Here is an 18068-nt window from a genome sequence, read left to right as displayed (position 1 = left end):
CAAAATTAGCATATTGAGCAAACTCAAGGACCAATAAAGGTATCAATTTCCCAAGCGCTTCTTTCGCCATGGTGGTATTATAATCAAGAGTAAACTCCTGATTATAGCGGGCTTTTTGAGACCTAGACTCAAAAAGTAGCAATGAAACTCCAAAGGAGGTTTTGACGCTGACTTTGTCAGCTTCATTTCCCGCCTCAAAAGGTTCCCCAAACCTTATCGACTGTGACGAACTCTGTTCGTCTTATTTCCCACCTCCAAAGGTCTCCCAGACCTTTGGAGCGTCCGCCACTTTTTAGAAAGAAGCAAAAAAGTAATTTTTGATTTTTGACAAGTATTAATCACCACTTCTAATGTCTCGCAGTCGCTAGTTTTTATAAGTGATATGACTGCTGGTTCACGGTATCAATGATATTTATTCATACTAAAAATAAGAAGCTGAGAAAAATATTCCCAACTTCTTTGATATTTGGCTTTTGACACTAAATTCTATACCAATCAAACTTAGAATGTATTCACAATATTATAGATTGTAGAAAACAGTCAATTGGTTCTCTCTTTGTCACAGAGAAAATCACATTTTTAGCCATTAACGCTTGCGAGTGTTCTTGCGATAAGCCATGCTAAGAATAGCTCCACCGATTGCCAATAAGCCAGCTGAAATAGCTCCGATAGCTGTTTGTTCACCTGTTTTTGGCAATGCTGCTGTCTTAGAAGTTAGCGATTGCTTCTTAGCTACTCGTGAAAACTGATTTGGAGTTTTCGAAACAGTAGTTGCCAACGTTGAGTGAACTGAACCTGTCTCAAGAGATTTCACTTCTGACGACAATTTATCTTCTTGCTTCGTCTCTTTATCGTCCAATTTTGGAGCGATTTCAGATGGTTTGTCATCCTTAGCTTCTGGCTGTGTTTCACCCTTGCTTTCTGGATGTGGAGAAACTTCTGGAGCTCTGTGAAACTCAACTTCTGGTTCTTTCTCTTCGTCCATAATCTCTGGAGCTTTGCCTTTTTCAATCAACTCAAGCAAAGGCATTTGATTATAGTTTCCAGCCATGTCTTCGACAACATAGCTCACATTTTCTAATGTGATTTCAATATCGTCTTCAGTCATCTCTGGAATTGTAACGGTACCATCTTCAGCGATTGGTAAATAAACCACGCTATACAGACCTTCTTCCTCGTCTAGTGAAAGGAATGCTAGACGCTGACGGTAAATTGGCAAGCCTGTTACTTCTGGTTGACTGACAGTCAATTGACGTGTTTCTTTGTTATAATTCACGACTTGAGGAAGAGCTGGTTTTGTCACATTGACCATGATTTCAAAATCCATATGTTGTTCTTTAGCACCTGTTGTCATTGGCGTGTAGAGGACACGATAAATGTAGGTACCATTCGCTACAGTTTCGCCATCCTTATTCGTGCCATCCCAGCTCGTGTTGGTATATTCAACAGCTCCCTGAACTTCATCACTCTTATTGTAGTTTTTATGAGCGATTGCTTCGTTATCACTTTCCCAAATCACGTCACCTGTTTCTTTATCAAGCACTTGAGCTTTTAAGCCCTTGGCATTTCTAAAGAAAGTTCCTTGGAAAGTAACGGTATCCATATTACCATCTTCATTTGGAGAAATAGCAAGATAAGGTTTATCACCTTGATGAATTAAAAGACGTTTGTTTTCATCATCTATTTTTTCATATGACCCTAAAACCGTATTCACTTCTGATTCTGGAGCATCTTCATCTGATAAACCAGCTCCTACAGCAGACCATGGTTTATAGTGTGATTTTAAAGCAGTAAAGCCTTTTTCTACAAAATTACCATATTTTAAATCAAATTCATTAGTCTTTTCTTGAGGTTGGTAATAGAATGTGCCTTCAAGACGGTTATAAATAGCTTCTTCAGCAGCAGGTAAATCTGCAAAGTTTCCTCTAAAGCCAACAAATGGGATACTCATATCTACTCCTTGAGCATCAACGGCTTTAAACTGTACAAAACCATCTAGGAAGTAACCATTTGGCATCTCAGCTTGCAATTTCTGATCTGCTGACGATACGTCAACCTTAAGCGTCACCAATTGACTGCTACGCGGCGCAACGATGACACGTTGTTTAGCTGTATCGAGAACATGCTGAGGTGATAACGTAAAGGCTTTATCAGAAACCTGATCACTCATCACTGTTGCATGGTAATCAAACGTTTTTGGTGTGTCACCAAGATTGTGCACCATGACTGGGATTTCAAATGTGGTTGCCACATCATTTAAGTGGATTTTAGTCTGTTGACCATTACCTGTAACATAGGTATCTGATTTCACAACTTTTGAAAGATCAAGTGCACCTGCACCCTGCTGACGTGGGGAAATAAAGGTTCCAGCTTTAACATTTTTAATTGGATTTGCCGTTGACATCAATAAAGCTTTTGCCAATTCCAAACGTTTTTCTGGAGTAAGGTTTAAATGTGCAAATTTTGTTTCCACATGTTTGAGCAATAAGTTCATTACAGCTGTCACATGCGGTGTTGCCATACTTGTTCCTGACCAAGGTTCGTACTTATTACCAGAAATTGATGAATAAATCCCATGACCTGGTGCAGCGATATCCGGTTTCATATGACCATCTGCAGTCAATCCCCAACTTGAAAAATCATCCATGTAGGCACCTTTAGGTAAGGTAAATTGGCCATAATCACCTGTAAAGGTGAGCTTAGCATCGGTCATACCTTTCAAGATTACACCATCTTCGAAGGTCATAAATCCTGCTGGAATATCCCCTTGTGGCAAACTTTCTAACGAACGTCCTTCCAAGTGGTTAACAATAATGATACCTGCTGCCTTATGTTTAGCAGCCATTGCCATTTTTTCTGCGAATGAGAGTGCGCCTCCACGGTTAACAATGACTATTTTTCCTGCAACATCTTGATTACTATAATCAGCCTGTTCTCCTTCTTTCAAAACAACAAAGGAATACGCCTTTTGATTATCTAATGGTGCTGTCAATTGAATGGCCAAACGTTTTGGTTCAGTAGTAGGAGTTGTTACTGTAACCACTTCTGCAACGAGTTTTTCTGGAACGTAAGAAGCTACGGTTAGCACATTTTCTGATGTTGCCGGGGTTCCAATAATCCCAAAATCAGGATTTTCAGCACTCGGTTTACGATCATAGCCTCCAAAGGCACCATCGTTTCCTGCTGATACAACAATAGCAACACCTTTTTCTTTAGCCTCTTTAATGGCTTGAAGGGCTTCTTCTGATAATTCTTGCTCAGCTTCTGCCGTATTTCCAAAACTCATATTAATAGCTGTCGCACCCAATGCTACCGCATCCTTAATCGCTTGAGCGTATTGTTTAGAATTTTCCAAACGCTGAGAACGTCCTGCTAACTTGGTTCTCATAAAAAGAAGTTGTGCTTCAGGTGATAAGCCTTCAACAACAAATTGATTGCCAAGAGCATGCTTAGACTGACCTGCGACAATACCTGCCACATGTGTCCCATGATCCGTATCTGTCACTTTGACATTGCTACTGTAATCATGGCTGTAAACGATTTTCTCGTTATGCCATTGCCCTCTGTCAATGCCAGCTTCTTTCTTCTTCGCTTCTAGAGCTTCCTTTGTTGGGTAAAGACCTGATTCTGAACTGTTACCTTGAAAAGCTTCATGAGATAAATCAATCCCAGCATCAATCACAGCAATAGCTGTTCCAGCACCTTTTCCTGCTGCTTGCCATAGATCATTAACCTCAGGTGTCACTCCTTGAACAGTTGACGCTTTTTCTTGAGCAGTATCAGATGACTCCTCAGATACCAAAGCGCTTTCTGAAACAGCAGCTTCTGAGTTTTCTACTTCCGCTTTTTCTGGAACAGGTAAAAATACTGGCTGTGAGACTTCTTCTGTTCCCAATTCCGAAATCTGATTGGCCGAAGCCACACCACTATGCCACAACAAAACACTGGTAGCCATCAAAGTGACTCCCATCCATTTACGTTTCTTATAAGACTGATGTTTCAAAATAAATCCTCCAAATTCTTATCGTACCTCAATCTTACAGAAATTATTTACACCTTTCAATAGCAATACTAAAATCAAATCTATTCCTAATGTTATCTAAACGTTATCTTTATAATCTTTATTTTAAATTAATGTTTCTGGGATGTTTTAAGATTTTTTAAGAAAAAAACTTCATAAAATAATGAGTAATTCATTAGCCTTGAACTCAACAACTGTCAAAAAGGCTGGATATCATCCAACCTTATGTCAACTTATCTGAACAAGTTAAACTATCCATATTCTTACCTACCTACTAATAATCGGGATAATAATATATGTATTGATAAGTATGAGTAGTAATAGGTGCACTGGATAAAACCAATAGAAGAAATATTTTGATTGTAGTCCCCGCTCGCCATTGTACAAATTAATAAATAATAACGAAAACACCGATAATAAGAAATTTGGCTCCATAAGGCCTTGTATTGAAAAATCCAAGCCACAAATGTACATAACCAAAGCCGCTAAAACTGTTTTTAATACAGGTTTATCACGAAAAAGATAAAATACAGAAATCAGAAAAATGCCATAATACCAGCCGTCAAATGAAAAAATATACGACAAGGTAGCTCCTAACAATACAGCCAAACTACTCCTGATGACATTTCCTTTATAGTGTTGAATAACTGTCAAAACTGCTAAACCTAATAACAGGGTAAATAGCACATTTTGCTGACGGAGACTAAAAAGTTTCCCAGTTAACGCTAAATCGTAGATAGGTTCTGATAGGACAGCAAATACCCCTAAATTTAAAAAATACCTTTTCAAGCTTCGAGTACACAAGAAACCTTCTACTAACAAAAAGCAGAAAATAGGAAAAGCCACTCTACCCAAAATATGAAACAATTCAGAAACGAATAACAGAATTGAAAATTGTGCATCCGTAAGCATTGAATACGGTGCTGTTAATATAATCCCCTGTTCCAATATAATTTGACTAAAGTGATCCAACACCATTGCTACAACAGCTACCATTTTCAACGTACTACTGGTAAAACATTTTTTCATTATAGCACCTCACTACCACTTGAGTTGTTATTATTATACCATTCTTAGATTTAATTTAGCCATAAAAAAGAAGATGAACTAAGACTTTAGCCCATCTTCTGATAGTTTATATCGCCTGTGTTGTAAAGCCACGGCTTTCGAGGACTTGAAGCATAGCTTCTGCGGTGTCCAAGGCTGTGAAGAGTGGCACGCCTTGGGCAATGGCAGAGCTACGGATAACTTGTCCATCTTCATCTGCGGTACGTTTGGTACCTACGGTGTTGATGATTGCCTGTACTTTCCCTTGACGAACAAGGTTTGGAATGTCGGTATCATCTTGGCCAATTTTACCAACAAGTTGTGCCTCTAAATCATTTTCTGCAAAATATTTAGCTGTTCCTTCTGTCGCAAGGACATTGTAACCAATACGATCAAAGCGTTTTGCCAAGGCTAGCGCTTCTTCCTTAGTATCATCAGCAATGGTGAAGACCACATTTCCAAATTCTGGCAAGTGGAAGTAGCTCGCTTCAAAGGCTTTATATAAGGCTTTTTCAAGGGTCACATCAGAACCCATGACTTCCCCTGTTGACTTCATCTCAGGTCCAAGAAGGCTATCTACCTTAGCTAATTTTGTAAAGGAGAAGACTGGTGCTTTGACGTGAACCAGCGGACTTTCTGGATAAAGTCCATCTTCATAACCTTGCTCTGCTAATGATTTGCCAAGAATCAAGTTGGTCGCCACTTGTGCCATTGGAATATCGGTCACTTTAGACAAGAATGGAACCGTACGACTAGCGCGTGGGTTAACCTCAATCACGTAAACCGTCTCATCCTTGATGACAAACTGAATGTTCATCATCCCGATGCAGTTAAGCCCAATAGCCAAACGTTTGGTATAGTCAGCAATGGTTTCTTGAATTTCTTTGGACAATCCTTGCGGTGGGTACACAGCCATTGAGTCACCTGAGTGGACACCGGCACGCTCAATATGCTCCATAATACCAGGAATCAAGACATCTTTCCCATCAGATATCGCATCTACTTCGCACTCACGACCAACGAGGTATGAGTCAACGAGAACAGGGTGTTCTGGACTTGCTTTTACAGCTGTACGCATATAGCTACGCAAATCCTCTTCATTTTCGACGATTTCCATGGCACGTCCACCGAGAACGTAAGATGGACGTACCAATACTGGGAAACCAATTTGGCGAGCCGCTGCAACAGCTTCTTCTTCATTGGTTGCTGTCTGACCAGGTGGTTGTGGAATGCCTAAGTCTTTCAGAGCTTTTTCAAACAGCTTACGGTCTTCGGCACGATCCAAATCCTCAACTTGGGTACCAAGAATAGTTACACCTGCATTTGATAGCGCTTCTGCGAGGTTAATCGCTGTCTGACCACCAAATTGTACCACGACGCCTTTTGGTTGTTCCAACTCAATCACATTCATCACATCTTCAAAAGTGAGTGGCTCAAAGTAGAGTTTATCAGAGACTGAGAAGTCTGTTGATACCGTCTCAGGATTTGAGTTCATGATAATCGCTTCGTAACCTGCTGCTTGGATGGCTTTGACAGAATGCACCGTCGCATAGTCAAACTCGACACCTTGTCCGATACGGATTGGACCTGAACCAAGTACAATCACTGACTCTTTATCTGATTTGACAGACTCATTTTCCCACTCATAGGTTGAGTAGAAGTACGGCGTTGAGCTTTCAAATTCAGCCGCACAGGTATCTACCATCTTGTAAACAGGGACAATCTTATTCTCTAGGCGAAGAGCTCGTACCTCTGCTGTCACCATGTTCCAAAGCTCTGCAATTTTACGATCTGCAAAACCATTACGTTTGGCTTCTTTGAGCAACGCTACATCACCAGCATGTGTTGCCAGCTCTTGTTCGATTTCAAAGATATGAAGGAGCTTATCTAGGAAGAAAATATCAATCTTTGTCAGCTCTGCCAATTCTTCAATCGTATAACCACGGCGAATGGCTTCTGATAAGTAGAAAAGACGGTCATCTTGAGCTTTAACAATTTTTTCAACCAAAGCATCATCTGTCACATCTGCTAGTTCTGGCATTTCATTGTGATGAACACCAATTTCCAGAGAACGGCAGGCTTTCAGAAGACTTTCTTCAATGTTACGACCAATTGCCATGACTTCTCCAGTCGCCTTCATCTGTGTCCCAAGGCGGCGTTCACCGTGTTCAAACTTATCAAATGGGAAACGTGGAATTTTTGCCACCACATAGTCAAGTGCTGGCTCAAACATAGCGTAAGTCGTCCCTGTAACAGGGTTAATCATCTCGTCAAGCGTCAAACCAACTGCAATTTTGGCTGCCAATTTGGCAATCGGATAACCTGTTGCCTTTGAAGCTAGCGCTGATGAACGAGACACGCGCGGGTTCACTTCAATGACATAGTATTTGAAGCTGTGAGGGTCGAGTGCTAACTGAACATTGCAGCCTCCCTCGATTTTAAGGGCGCGAATGATTTTTAGGCTGGCATCACGGAGCATTTGATTTTCAATATCAGACAGCGTCGGCGTTGGCGCAAATACAATCGAATCACCTGTGTGGATACCAACTGGGTCAAAGTTCTCCATGTTACACACAACTAAGGCGTTATCAGCGGCATCACGCATCACTTCATATTCAATTTCTTTGAAACCAGCGATGGAACGCTCAATCAAACACTGGGTTACAGGCGAGAGCTTCAAGCCATTTTTAGCAATGGTGCGAAGTTCCTCTTCATTGGCACACATCCCACCACCTGTACCACCAAGGGTAAAGGCAGGGCGGACGATAACAGGGTAACCAATGCTGTTGGCAAAGGCTACCGCTTCTTCAACTGTTTCAACAATCTCAGATTCAGGAATCGGCTGCTCCAACTCCTCCATCAATTGTTTAAAGAGGTCACGGTCCTCAGCTTGGTCAATAGCAGACAATTTTGTCCCCAAAAGCTCAACACCAAGTTCATCAAGAATACCAGCTTTTGAAAGTTGCATGGCCATATTCAAACCAGTCTGTCCACCAAGGGTTGGTAAAAGAGCATCAGGTCGCTCCTTACGGAGAATGCGTGTGACAAATTCTAAGGTAATCGGTTCAATATAAACCTTATCCGCAATTTCTTTATCCGTCATGATGGTTGCAGGGTTTGAATTGACCAGAACAACGCTATAACCTTCCTCTTTCAAAGCCAGACAGGCCTGTGTTCCAGCGTAGTCAAACTCAGCTGCCTGACCGATAATAATCGGACCAGACCCAATCACCATAATTTTTTTAATATCTTTTCTCTTAGGCATCTTATTTCCTTTCGTATTTCCTATCTCTCTGGATAGAATTAAATAGTGGCTCCGACACAAGAAAACAACTTCGACAAACCGTTCCAAATTGTTTCAATTCGTAGGAGCTTAAAGACTGTCTATCATCATAACTTCTGGATATCCTATTCCGTTACCTTATCCAATTTCCAAGCATCAATCATCTCAAGAAATTCATCAAAGAGATAGCTAGCATCATGTGGACCAGGTGCTGCATCTGGGTGGAATTGGACTGAAAAGGCTGGAAAATCACGGTGGCGAACCCCTTCAACGGTCTTATCGTTGATTTCTTCGTGCGTAACCATTAGACAATCTGGTAAGCTGTCTCTATCAACTGCAAACCCATGGTTCTGACTGGTGAAATCAACACGACCTGTCGCAATCTCACGCACCGCATGGTTAAAACCACGGTGGCCAAATGTCATCTTATAAGTCTTAGCGCCGTTTGCTAGGCTAAAGAGCTGATGTCCCATACAGATACCAAAAATCGGAATTTTACCTTGAACACCACGTATCATCTCTAAAACTTCTGGAACATCTGTCGGATCCCCAGGACCATTTGACAACATGACACCATCTGGATCGAGGTGTAAAATGTCTTCTGCCGTTGTGTTGTAAGGAACAACCGTCACATTACAATCACGTTTTGAAAACTCACGTAGGATTGAGTGTTTTAAACCAAAATCAACAAGGACAATCGTTTTACCAACTCCTGGAGCAGGGTAAGCAGTTTTAGTGGAAACTTGCTCGATATTATTTGTAGGTAAAACCGTAGCTTTAAGCTGTTCTTGTAAATGTGCTAACTCACCACCATTAGCAAGCGTCGCTTTCATTGTACCGTGTTGACGGATAATTTTAGTTAGGGCGCGTGTGTCGATGCCAGAGATACCAGGAATATTTTTAGACTTTAAAAAGTCATCCAAGGTCATCTGATTACGCCAGTTGCTTGCTCGTCGTGTTGCTTCAGAAACTACTACCCCTTTACAAGTCGGCGTAATGGATTCATAGTCATCACGGTTAACCCCATAATTTCCCACCAATGGGTAAGTAAAGGTTAAAATCTGTCCATTATAAGATTGGTCGGTGATTGACTCCTGATAGCCAGTCATACCTGTGCTAAAGACAATCTCTCCAGTCACATCACATTCCGCACCAAAGGCTTTTCCTTCAAAAACAGTACCGTCTTCTAAAATCAATAATCGTTTTGCCATTGTTTTACTTTAAGGGATGCTAATGTTACTCAGCTTAATCCCCGCCCGCTAGCATCGCTAACAAGCTTCTCCTTTCTATTTGCTGTCTCTCTGGACAGCATTAAATAAATACTTCTGTCTAAATAGCGTGAATGAGTCACTCCGATGTGAGAAAACAACTGCGATCGTTCAGTTGTTTTCGAGCTAGTGCCTGACATAGCCAAGTCACCATAGTGATTGGCGTTTGACAAGGAGCTACTTTAGTAGCCCTTGGAAAGTGGTAGGTCTTTCTATTTGTCGCCTCACAGGACAACATTAAATATCTAAAAACTAACCGAGAACCTTGCTATTGTTCTTTCCGCCCTCTCATAATCGCTTCTAAAATCGCCATTCTCACAAAGACACCGTTAGTCATTTGCTTCACAATCCGTGATTTTTCAGCTTCGACCAGACTATCAGCGATCTCCACATCACGGTTTACTGGGGCTGGGTGCATGATAATAGCAGAGCTTTTAAGACGTTGATAACGCTCTTGATCCAAACCGAATTGACGATGATATGTTTCTTTTGAAAAGGTCCCATCACCATCATGACGCTCATGCTGCACTCGCAACAACATCATCACATCAAGTTCTTCAATGACATCATCAATAGCAATGTACTGACCGTAGCTGTCAAACTCTTCTGAGTACCATTCAACAGGTCCTGCAAAATAAAGCTGCGCTCCCAAGCGTTTTAAAATTTGCATGTTTGACTTTGCCACACGAGAATGCGTAATATCTCCCGCGATGCAAATTTTTAGGCCTTCAAAACGACCAAATTCTTCATAAATCGTCATTAAGTCAAGTAAACTTTGACTTGGGTGCTGACCAGATCCATCACCACCATTAACAATGGAAGCTGAAATCGTAGCACTCCCAATGAGCTGTTTGTAGTAATCAACCTCTGAATGCCTAATCACACAAATGTCAACACCTAGAGCATCTAATGTCAGCACTGTATCGTAGAGGGTCTCCCCTTTATTAACGGAGCTTGTTTCAGCATGGAAATCAATCACATCAAGTCCCAGTTTTTTCTCTGCGACTTCGAATGATTTATGGGTGCGCGTCGAATTTTCAAAAAAGAGATTCGAAACAAATACCTGATGCTCCAATGCATGTGAAGCTCTGCCATTTTTTAAAGAAATCCCTCGAGAAATTAAACCTAGAACCTCTTCTGCACTTAAGTGCTCCATCGACACTAAATGTTTTAGCACTACCTTATCATCTACAATGGGCATGCTTATGCCTCCTCAACTAAAGTGACACGGTCTTTGCCATCCACTTCGACCACTTCAACAATGACTTCTTCACTACTGCTGGTCGGAATATTTTTCCCAACATAGTCGGCACGAATTGGCAATTCACGGTGCCCACGGTCAACCAAGACCGCTAAACTCACACGCGCAGGACGACCGAGACTAACAAGATTGTCAATGGCCGCGCGGATGGTACGCCCTGTATAGAGCACATCATCAACCAAGATAACATCTTTATCCGTGATATCAACCGACATGACAGTGGTATCTTCTTCAACCTTGATGTCATCACGGAAAGGCTTGATATCAAGCTCTCCTAATGGAACATCTAAATTTTCAAGTTGAGATAGACGCTCTTGAATACGTTTGGCTATAAAAACACCACGTGTTTTGATACCAGCTAAGACAATATTATCTAGGTTCTTATTGCGTTCAATAATTTCATAAGTAATGCGCGTGATGGCACGTTTCATCGTCACATCATCGATGATTTCTTTACTCTTCATAATAATCCCTCCTGATAAATGAAGCGCTAATGATACAAAAAATCCCCTTGTTTCCAAGGAGACACTGAAAAATAGAGACAATTAACCCACCGCTATTGCCTGTTTTTTTAAGCTCTCCTTAATCGCCTCACGGGACGATGTTAAAGGATTTTTAATTATCCCTATTATAGACAAAAAACTGAACAATAGCAAGTAAAAAAACAATTTCATTCTGAATTTTATACTTAACAAAACTCAAAATTTACTTTTTTTGTTCCTTTCTTAAAAGTGCGGACGCTCCAAAGGTCTGGGAGAGCTTTGGAGGTGGGAAATAAGACGAACAGAGTTCGTCACAGTCGATAAGGTTTGGGAAACCTTTTGAGGTGGGAAATGAAGCTGAAGAATTCAGCGTCAAAACCTCCTACGGAGTTTCATTGCTAGATTTGAGCCTGTTTTTCGCAGTAGATGATTGGCTGAACTTGTCGACGGCTCGACAGCGTCCAACCTAATCATCCTTGCGGGGGAACTACTACGAAATTGATTCTCAATTTCTGTAGTTCTCCCAAAAATCCGTTCTTATCAAGCAAATTACCCTCGCTTTTTGATTTCTAAGCTTGGGCTAAACTGTCCACTGGACAGTTTCACTAATAATAATACCACTATAGCGAAAGAAACATTTTAGCCTCACTTCGTTCGGTGGCCTATTAACGATATTAGAGGTTCTAAACTGCTAGTTTTGATTTTGGAGGAGTATAATCAGTATTCTTGATAGATAAACCAATCAGCCCAAACAAAAACTCATCGGCATTTGCCGACAAGCTTTCGCTATCCTTTTCTTAACTGCTCCAAGGTTTCTTGGAAAATGGCAGGTACAGGTGCGGTGAATTGCACCAATTCTCCTGTTCTTGGATGGGTAAATCCAAGGGTTTGGGCGTGTAAGAACTGACCGTGACCTTTAAGGGTTTTACGTGGTCCATAGGCTTCATCACCAGCAACAGGGTGTCCAATATAGGCCATGTGAACACGAATTTGATGGGTGCGACCTGTTTCTAGCGTCAATTCTACTAGCGTGTAATCCCCAAAACGTTCCAAGACTTGGAAACGTGTCACTGCTGGTTTTCCTTTAGCAGTAACGGCTTGTTTTTTACGGTCTTTTTCAGAACGGCCAATCGGCGCCTCAATCATACCACGGTCATTAGGTAAATTGCCATGCACAATAGCAAGGTATTTACGAAGTGACTTTTGAGCTTTTAATTCCTCTGCTAGGGCATTGTGAGCGACATCGTTTTTAGCAACCATTAACAAGCCAGAGGTATCTTTGTCAATGCGGTGCACAATTCCTGGACGAACCACACCATTGATAGACGATAAATCTTTGATATGGTACATAAGGGCATTGACTAAAGTTCCTCTTGTGTGACCTGCAGATGGGTGAACGACCATGCCTTGTGGTTTATTAACCACAGCAACATCCTCATCCTCATAAACAATATCTAAAGGAATATCTTCTGCCACGTACTCTAAAATTTCTTCTTCTGGTACTTCATAAGTGATGATATCACCTGCTTTGACAGCATATTTTGCCTTGACAGCTTTGCCATTGACCAAAATCGTCCCAGCCTTAATGCCTTCGTTAGCTTGAGCGCGTGACAATTCCGTCAACTCTGCCACTGTCTTATCAAGACGATGACCACCTTCTTTTACAACTACTTCCATGCTTCCTCATCTTTCCACAATGCTAATGCCAACACAGCTACTCCGACCGTTAGGTAAGAGTCCGCCACGTTGAAAATCGCAAAATCCACAAAATCCAAATGTACCATATCGACCACATAGCCTAGTCGTACACGGTCAATAAAATTACCTAGTCCCCCTGAAATCACAAGGATCAAACCAAGCAACAGCAACCAATTTCCCTTAATATTTTTAATCAGATAATAAATAGCTGCACCAATCACAACAACTGTGACGAGAGCAAAGAACCATTGCTGATTTTGCAACATGGAAAAAGCTGCGCCATAATTTCTGACGTAGGTCAAGCTAAAAATCGGAGGTAAAAAAGACTGAACCTCTTCTAACGCAATATGTTCCACAATCCAAAATTTACTCAACTGATCCAGAGCAATCAACATAGCAATCATTGTTGGAATCACATATTTTCTCATGACTTGTCCTCCTCTAAATCATTAAAGTAGGCTTTCATGACAGAGACAAATTTCTCTGCACATGCTGATAAATCCATTTCTGCACGCTTGACGTAAACCATCTGATTATCTGTAGCCCCTTCTAATGGGATAACAGTAATCCCATTAACACTGGCACTATCAAGAAAACCAGAACCTGTGGCATAAGCATCCGTACGTTCTAAAATACCATTCAAAGTAGCGCGGTCGGTCACTTTAAAAACAGTAGTCGAATCGCTTCGGTCAACTAAATTTTCAGAATAGTAAAGGTACTCATCCTTCTCCTGTGTAAAGAGAACAGACGGAAAACCCGCTAAATCGTCCATCGTTAGACTCGATTTAACCGCCAACGGATGTTTTTTTCGTAGGTAAATGTGCGTTTGAAAATGGCTGAGCTCCACATATTCTAAGCCCTGCTTTTCCATTTTACGTAAAATGCCATCGCGGTTCTGCTCATTGAGGTAGATAATCCCAAGCTCGCTATGCCCTTCTACCACCTCATCCAAAATCTGAACCGTCGTTGATTCAAAAATCCTAAAGTGGGCATATTCTGGATAAGCCTCTGAAAACTTGGTAATCACAGGAGGCAAAAAATCATAATGCTGACTCGAAATCGAAAACTCTTTTTGACCAGATTTATTATAGGTGTACTGATTTTCAAAGGAATCAAAATTCGCCACCAAGCGCTGTGCTTTTTCAAAGAAAATCGTCCCACGTGTCGTCAAAACAGCACCCGAAGTGGTTCTCTTGAAAATTTTAAAACCAAGCTCTTCCTCAAGGTCTTTGACAGCAACTGACAAACTAGGCTGACTAACATAAAGTGTGGTCGCTGCCTCACGAAAAGTCCCCGTGCTTGCAATCGCCACAACGTATCGTAATTGTTGAATATTCATGAGAACTATTATAGCAAATTTTACAAAAAAAAACCTGCACAATGCAGGCTTAGTTTATCTAAGATAAGTAATTTCTGAGGCAATAACAAAGCCAAGTTTTTCATACAAACGTTTAGCAACAACATTGTCAGCCTCCACTGCAATTTGAAAAGGACGACTATCATTCTCAATACGATCATTAAGAATATACTTAGTCATGTAAGTCCCAATACCTTTGCCTTGCTCAGCATTTTTAACAGCCAATCCATATAAAAGTTGATCGCCTGATGATAAATCAACCGTACAAGAGGCGATAACCTCTTCAGCTCGCAAAACAACATAAAGAAGACTCGTTTCATCCTCAATCGCCTCACGCGCATACTGACGACACAACTCCAAGTCTTCTTCAAAGGTTTCAGATTGAAACTTTGCGATCGCTTCCAGATGTTGTAAGTCAGCCTGACACACCCTAATATCAGACCTTTCCTCTAGCGCTACTTTATCACAACCGCGGCTCATCCAAAATTCACTTTCATTAGTCTCATTGACCTGCCAAGCAGATAGCAACCAAGGATTATTAGTCAAAAAATGACGCTCAATATTAAAACTTGGTTTTCCAAGGCCGTAATCTCTTGTTGACTCCTTATAATTTTCAAAAAGCTGGCGCGCAAGTCCCTGACGACGATACGCTGGTGCTACCCAAATAAATAAGTCCACTTCATTAGGGTCGTCTGCATACACGGTCAAAAAACCACGAAGCTCATTTTTTTCATAAACTAAAAAGAAGGCGGGCATGTCTTGATCAAAATTGAGCATATTTGAAAGATATGGCTCGCGTGTAAAGTTATCATAGTCCCTAATTTCAGCAATTAATTGGCGCACTTCTTGCTCCTGCTGTTTTGATAACTGATTCGTTACAATAATTTTCATGATTTCTCCTTGTGTAGATACTTAGAATTAATACTTAACCAAATTCAAAAATTCCTTTTTTGTTTCTTTCTTAAAAGTGCGGACGCTCCAAAGGTCTGGGAGACCTTTGGAGGTGGGAAATAAGACGAACAGAGTTCGTCACAGTCGATAAGATTTGGGGAACCTTTTGAGGTGGGAAATGAAGCTGACAAAGTCAGTAACAAAACCTCTTAGAGAGTTTCATTGCTATTTTTTGAGCCTGTTTTTCGCAGTGGATGATTGGCTGTACTTGTCGACTACTAGACAGCGCCCCCCCTAAACATCCTTGCGGGAGAACTACTACGAAATTGACTTTCAATTTCTGTAGTTCTCCCAAAAATCCGTTCTTATCAAGCCAATTACCCTCGCTTTTTGATTTCTAACCTCAGGCTGAAACTGTCCACCAGACAGTTTCACTAATAAGAATACCACTATAGCGAAAGAAACATGTTAGCCTCACTTCGTTCGGTGATTTATCAATGACATTCGAGATTATAAAATGCTAATTTTGATTTTGGATGAGTATTAGAGTCCTATTATCTAATCGTGTTTATTTCTTTCAGTATGAGTATTGAGCATTTGGTCAATACTTGATGTACGTAGTATATCAAATTTTTTTCAAGAAAAATAGGACCTCCCATTTGGGAAATCCTACTTTTTCTGTTAGTTAAACTAAATTATTTCGCAATTGGGTAAACAGAAACTTGTTTTTTATCGCGACCTTTACGTTCGAAGCGTACAACACCTTCAACTTTTGCAAAAAGTGTGTCATCTCCACCACGTCCTACGTTCACACCTGGGTAGATGTGAGTTCCGCGTTGACGGTAAAGGATTGAACCACCAGTTACAGTTTGTCCATCAGCTGCTTTAGCACCAAGACGTTTTGCTTGTGAGTCACGACCATTTGATGTAGAACCTCCACCTTTTTTGTGGGCGAAAAGTTGCAAGTTTTCAAGATTTTTCAACATAATATTTGTCCTTTCCTATAAATCAGTTGCCAGATTACGCGTTGATAGCGCTGATAACAACTTTTGTGTAAGGTTGACGGTGACCTTGTTTACGGTGGCTACCTTTTTTAGGTTTGTATTTGAAAGTAACAACTTTCTTTTGTTTACCTTGTTTTTCGATAGTACCAACAACTGTTGCACCTTCAACGACTGGAGTACCAACTTTAGTAGTTTCTCCGCCTACAAGAACAACTTCGTTAAAAGTTACTTCTGCGCCTGCTTCAGCGTCGATTTTTTCAACGTAGATAGCTTGACCTACTTCAACTTTAACTTGTTTACCACCAGTTTTGATGATTGCGTATGTGCTCATGATGCACCTCCTATAAATTTTTAATGTGAGGTTTCCCTCTGTGAAGACTCGCCTTGTACCGTGGGACAAACCACTTAAAACGGGACTCGCGCGGTTGCACAGGATGTGCATTTAGTCAACGTTACTATTCTAACACTCTTAGTTATCTTTTTCAAGAAATTTGTTGCGATTTATAACATTTATTTATCATTTTTTCTATAAAAATTACAACAAATCTTCAATCAAATCTTCAACGTCATCATTTTCGGCTTGTGGTGTGATTTCTGTAATCATAATTCCTGCAACAGCTCTTTCAACCAGCCCTTCGACATCCATGCGGCGTTCATACTGTTCGGCATTTTTTATTTTAGGATTTGTTTTTGGACGGTCTGGGGCAAAAATAGTACAACAATCCTCAAACGGTTGGATGGAGATATTGAAGGTGTCAATTTTTTCGGCAATGTCAATGATTTCCAATTTGTCCATCGTAACAACTGGTCGAATAATTGGCGTGTTAGTCACCGCATTAATCGCCTGCATGCTCTCCAAGGTTTGACTGGCAACTTGTCCTAGGCTTTCACCATTAATAATCACCAAGCCATTTCTTTCCTCACGGATACGGTCTGTGATTCGCATCATAAAGCGACGCGTCAAGGTCATCAAGTAAGCTTCAGGGGCTTTTTCTTTAATTTCTTCTTGAATTTCAGTGAAAGGAACTTCGATAAATTGGATATTTCCACCAAATTTCGTTAGCTTACGGGTTAAATCATGGGCTTTCTTGAGGGCACCTGGACTGGTGTAAGGTGGGCTTGCAAAGTGAACAGCTTCAATATCTACTCCTCGTTTGAGGGCAAGGTAGCCAGCCACAGGAGAGTCAATACCACCTGATAACATCAGCATTCCCTTACCAGAAGTACCAACTGGCAAACCACCAGCACCTTTTATTTCTTCGTGGGAAATGTAAGCTGCTTCGTCACGGATTTCAACCTTGAGTGTCACATCTGGCTTTTTCATTTGGGCTTGGATGGATGGCAGAGCACGAAAAACAGCGTCTCCCAACGCATGGTTAAGTTCACGACTATCCAACTCAAAGCTGTGATCCGCACGCTTCGCTGCTACCTTAAAAGTCAATCCTTCCTTATACAAACCAGTCATGATTTCCTGCACCGCTTTTTCCAAAACAGCGACGTCTTTAGAAAGGCGATAAACCGGATTAAAGGCTTGGATACCAAAAATTTGCTTGAGGCTTTCTGCAACCGGTGCATAGTCCTGACCATTGAGAAAAACGTGGCAACGATCGCGGTCAGCAGTGACGTGGACCTCTGGATAAATGGATAACACATCTTGAATATTGCGTTTTAATTTGTTGATAAAACGCATACGGTTTTTCCCTTTTGTTGATAGTTCACCGTAACGAACCATAATTTCTGAATACACTAAGGTCAT

General features: G+C 41.0%; 13 protein-coding genes and 1 other annotated feature. All 13 genes read right to left on the bottom strand.

Annotated features, from left to right (window positions below; genetic code table 11):
• Positions 1 to 586: 586 nt before the first annotated feature.
• A complete protein-coding gene (locus EAF07_RS01950; RefSeq protein ID WP_121834620.1) occupies positions 587 to 4003 on the bottom strand; it encodes a S8 family serine peptidase in 3417 nt (1138 codons plus the stop codon).
• Positions 4004 to 4288: 285 nt separating this feature from the next.
• The gene (locus tag EAF07_RS01945; protein ID WP_220702222.1) at positions 4289 to 5017 is read right to left on the bottom strand and encodes a TraX family protein; all 729 of its coding nucleotides are present in this window, start codon (positions 5015 to 5017) and stop codon (positions 4289 to 4291) included.
• Positions 5018 to 5156: 139 nt separating this feature from the next.
• Positions 5157 to 8333: a carbamoyl-phosphate synthase large subunit gene (gene carB / locus EAF07_RS01940; RefSeq protein ID WP_121834618.1), complete on the bottom strand. Its 3177-nt coding sequence runs from the start codon at positions 8331 to 8333 to the stop codon at positions 5157 to 5159.
• 143 nt (positions 8334 to 8476) lie between these two features.
• Positions 8477 to 9562, bottom strand: a complete 1086-nt coding sequence (locus EAF07_RS01935; RefSeq protein WP_121834617.1) for a carbamoyl phosphate synthase small subunit — start codon at positions 9560 to 9562, stop codon at positions 8477 to 8479.
• A gap of 325 nt (positions 9563 to 9887) precedes the next feature.
• Positions 9888 to 10820, bottom strand: coding sequence for an aspartate carbamoyltransferase catalytic subunit (locus tag EAF07_RS01930; protein ID WP_121834616.1), 933 nt, complete (start codon positions 10818 to 10820; stop codon positions 9888 to 9890).
• A 2-nt stretch (positions 10821 to 10822) separates the two neighbouring features.
• On the bottom strand, positions 10823 to 11344 hold the full coding sequence (pyrR, locus tag EAF07_RS01925) for a bifunctional pyr operon transcriptional regulator/uracil phosphoribosyltransferase PyrR (protein WP_121834615.1): 522 nt from the start codon (positions 11342 to 11344) through the stop codon (positions 10823 to 10825).
• An 804-nt stretch (positions 11345 to 12148) separates the two neighbouring features.
• A complete protein-coding gene (locus tag EAF07_RS01920; protein ID WP_121834614.1) occupies positions 12149 to 13039 on the bottom strand; it encodes an RluA family pseudouridine synthase in 891 nt (296 codons plus the stop codon).
• Positions 13030 to 13488 (bottom strand): signal peptidase II, encoded by a 459-nt coding sequence (gene lspA / locus EAF07_RS01915; protein ID WP_121834613.1) that lies wholly within the window; start codon positions 13486 to 13488, stop codon positions 13030 to 13032. The genes EAF07_RS01920 and lspA overlap by 10 nt, the downstream gene beginning before the upstream one ends.
• Positions 13485 to 14399, bottom strand: coding sequence for a LysR family transcriptional regulator (locus EAF07_RS01910; protein ID WP_121834612.1), 915 nt, complete (start codon positions 14397 to 14399; stop codon positions 13485 to 13487). The genes lspA and EAF07_RS01910 overlap by 4 nt, the downstream gene beginning before the upstream one ends.
• A 54-nt stretch (positions 14400 to 14453) precedes the next feature.
• The gene (locus EAF07_RS01905; protein WP_121834611.1) at positions 14454 to 15308 is read right to left on the bottom strand and encodes a GNAT family N-acetyltransferase; all 855 of its coding nucleotides are present in this window, start codon (positions 15306 to 15308) and stop codon (positions 14454 to 14456) included.
• 695 nt (positions 15309 to 16003) lie between these two features.
• On the bottom strand, positions 16004 to 16294 hold the full coding sequence (gene rpmA, locus EAF07_RS01900) for a 50S ribosomal protein L27 (RefSeq protein ID WP_027972895.1): 291 nt from the start codon (positions 16292 to 16294) through the stop codon (positions 16004 to 16006).
• 34 nt (positions 16295 to 16328) lie between these two features.
• Positions 16329 to 16643 (bottom strand): 50S ribosomal protein L21, encoded by a 315-nt coding sequence (gene rplU / locus EAF07_RS01895; protein ID WP_121834610.1) that lies wholly within the window; start codon positions 16641 to 16643, stop codon positions 16329 to 16331.
• Between the two features lie 34 nt (positions 16644 to 16677).
• Positions 16678 to 16749, bottom strand: a sequence feature (ribosomal protein L21 leader region).
• Positions 16750 to 16847: 98 nt separating this feature from the next.
• On the bottom strand, positions 16848 to 18068 hold the full coding sequence (gene thiI / locus EAF07_RS01890; RefSeq protein WP_121834609.1) for a tRNA uracil 4-sulfurtransferase ThiI: 1221 nt from the start codon (positions 18066 to 18068) through the stop codon (positions 16848 to 16850).

The organism is Streptococcus hillyeri (assembly GCF_003686955.1).
GTDB lineage: Bacteria > Bacillota > Bacilli > Lactobacillales > Streptococcaceae > Streptococcus > Streptococcus hillyeri.
This window is presented reverse-complemented; position numbering and strand designations above follow the sequence as displayed.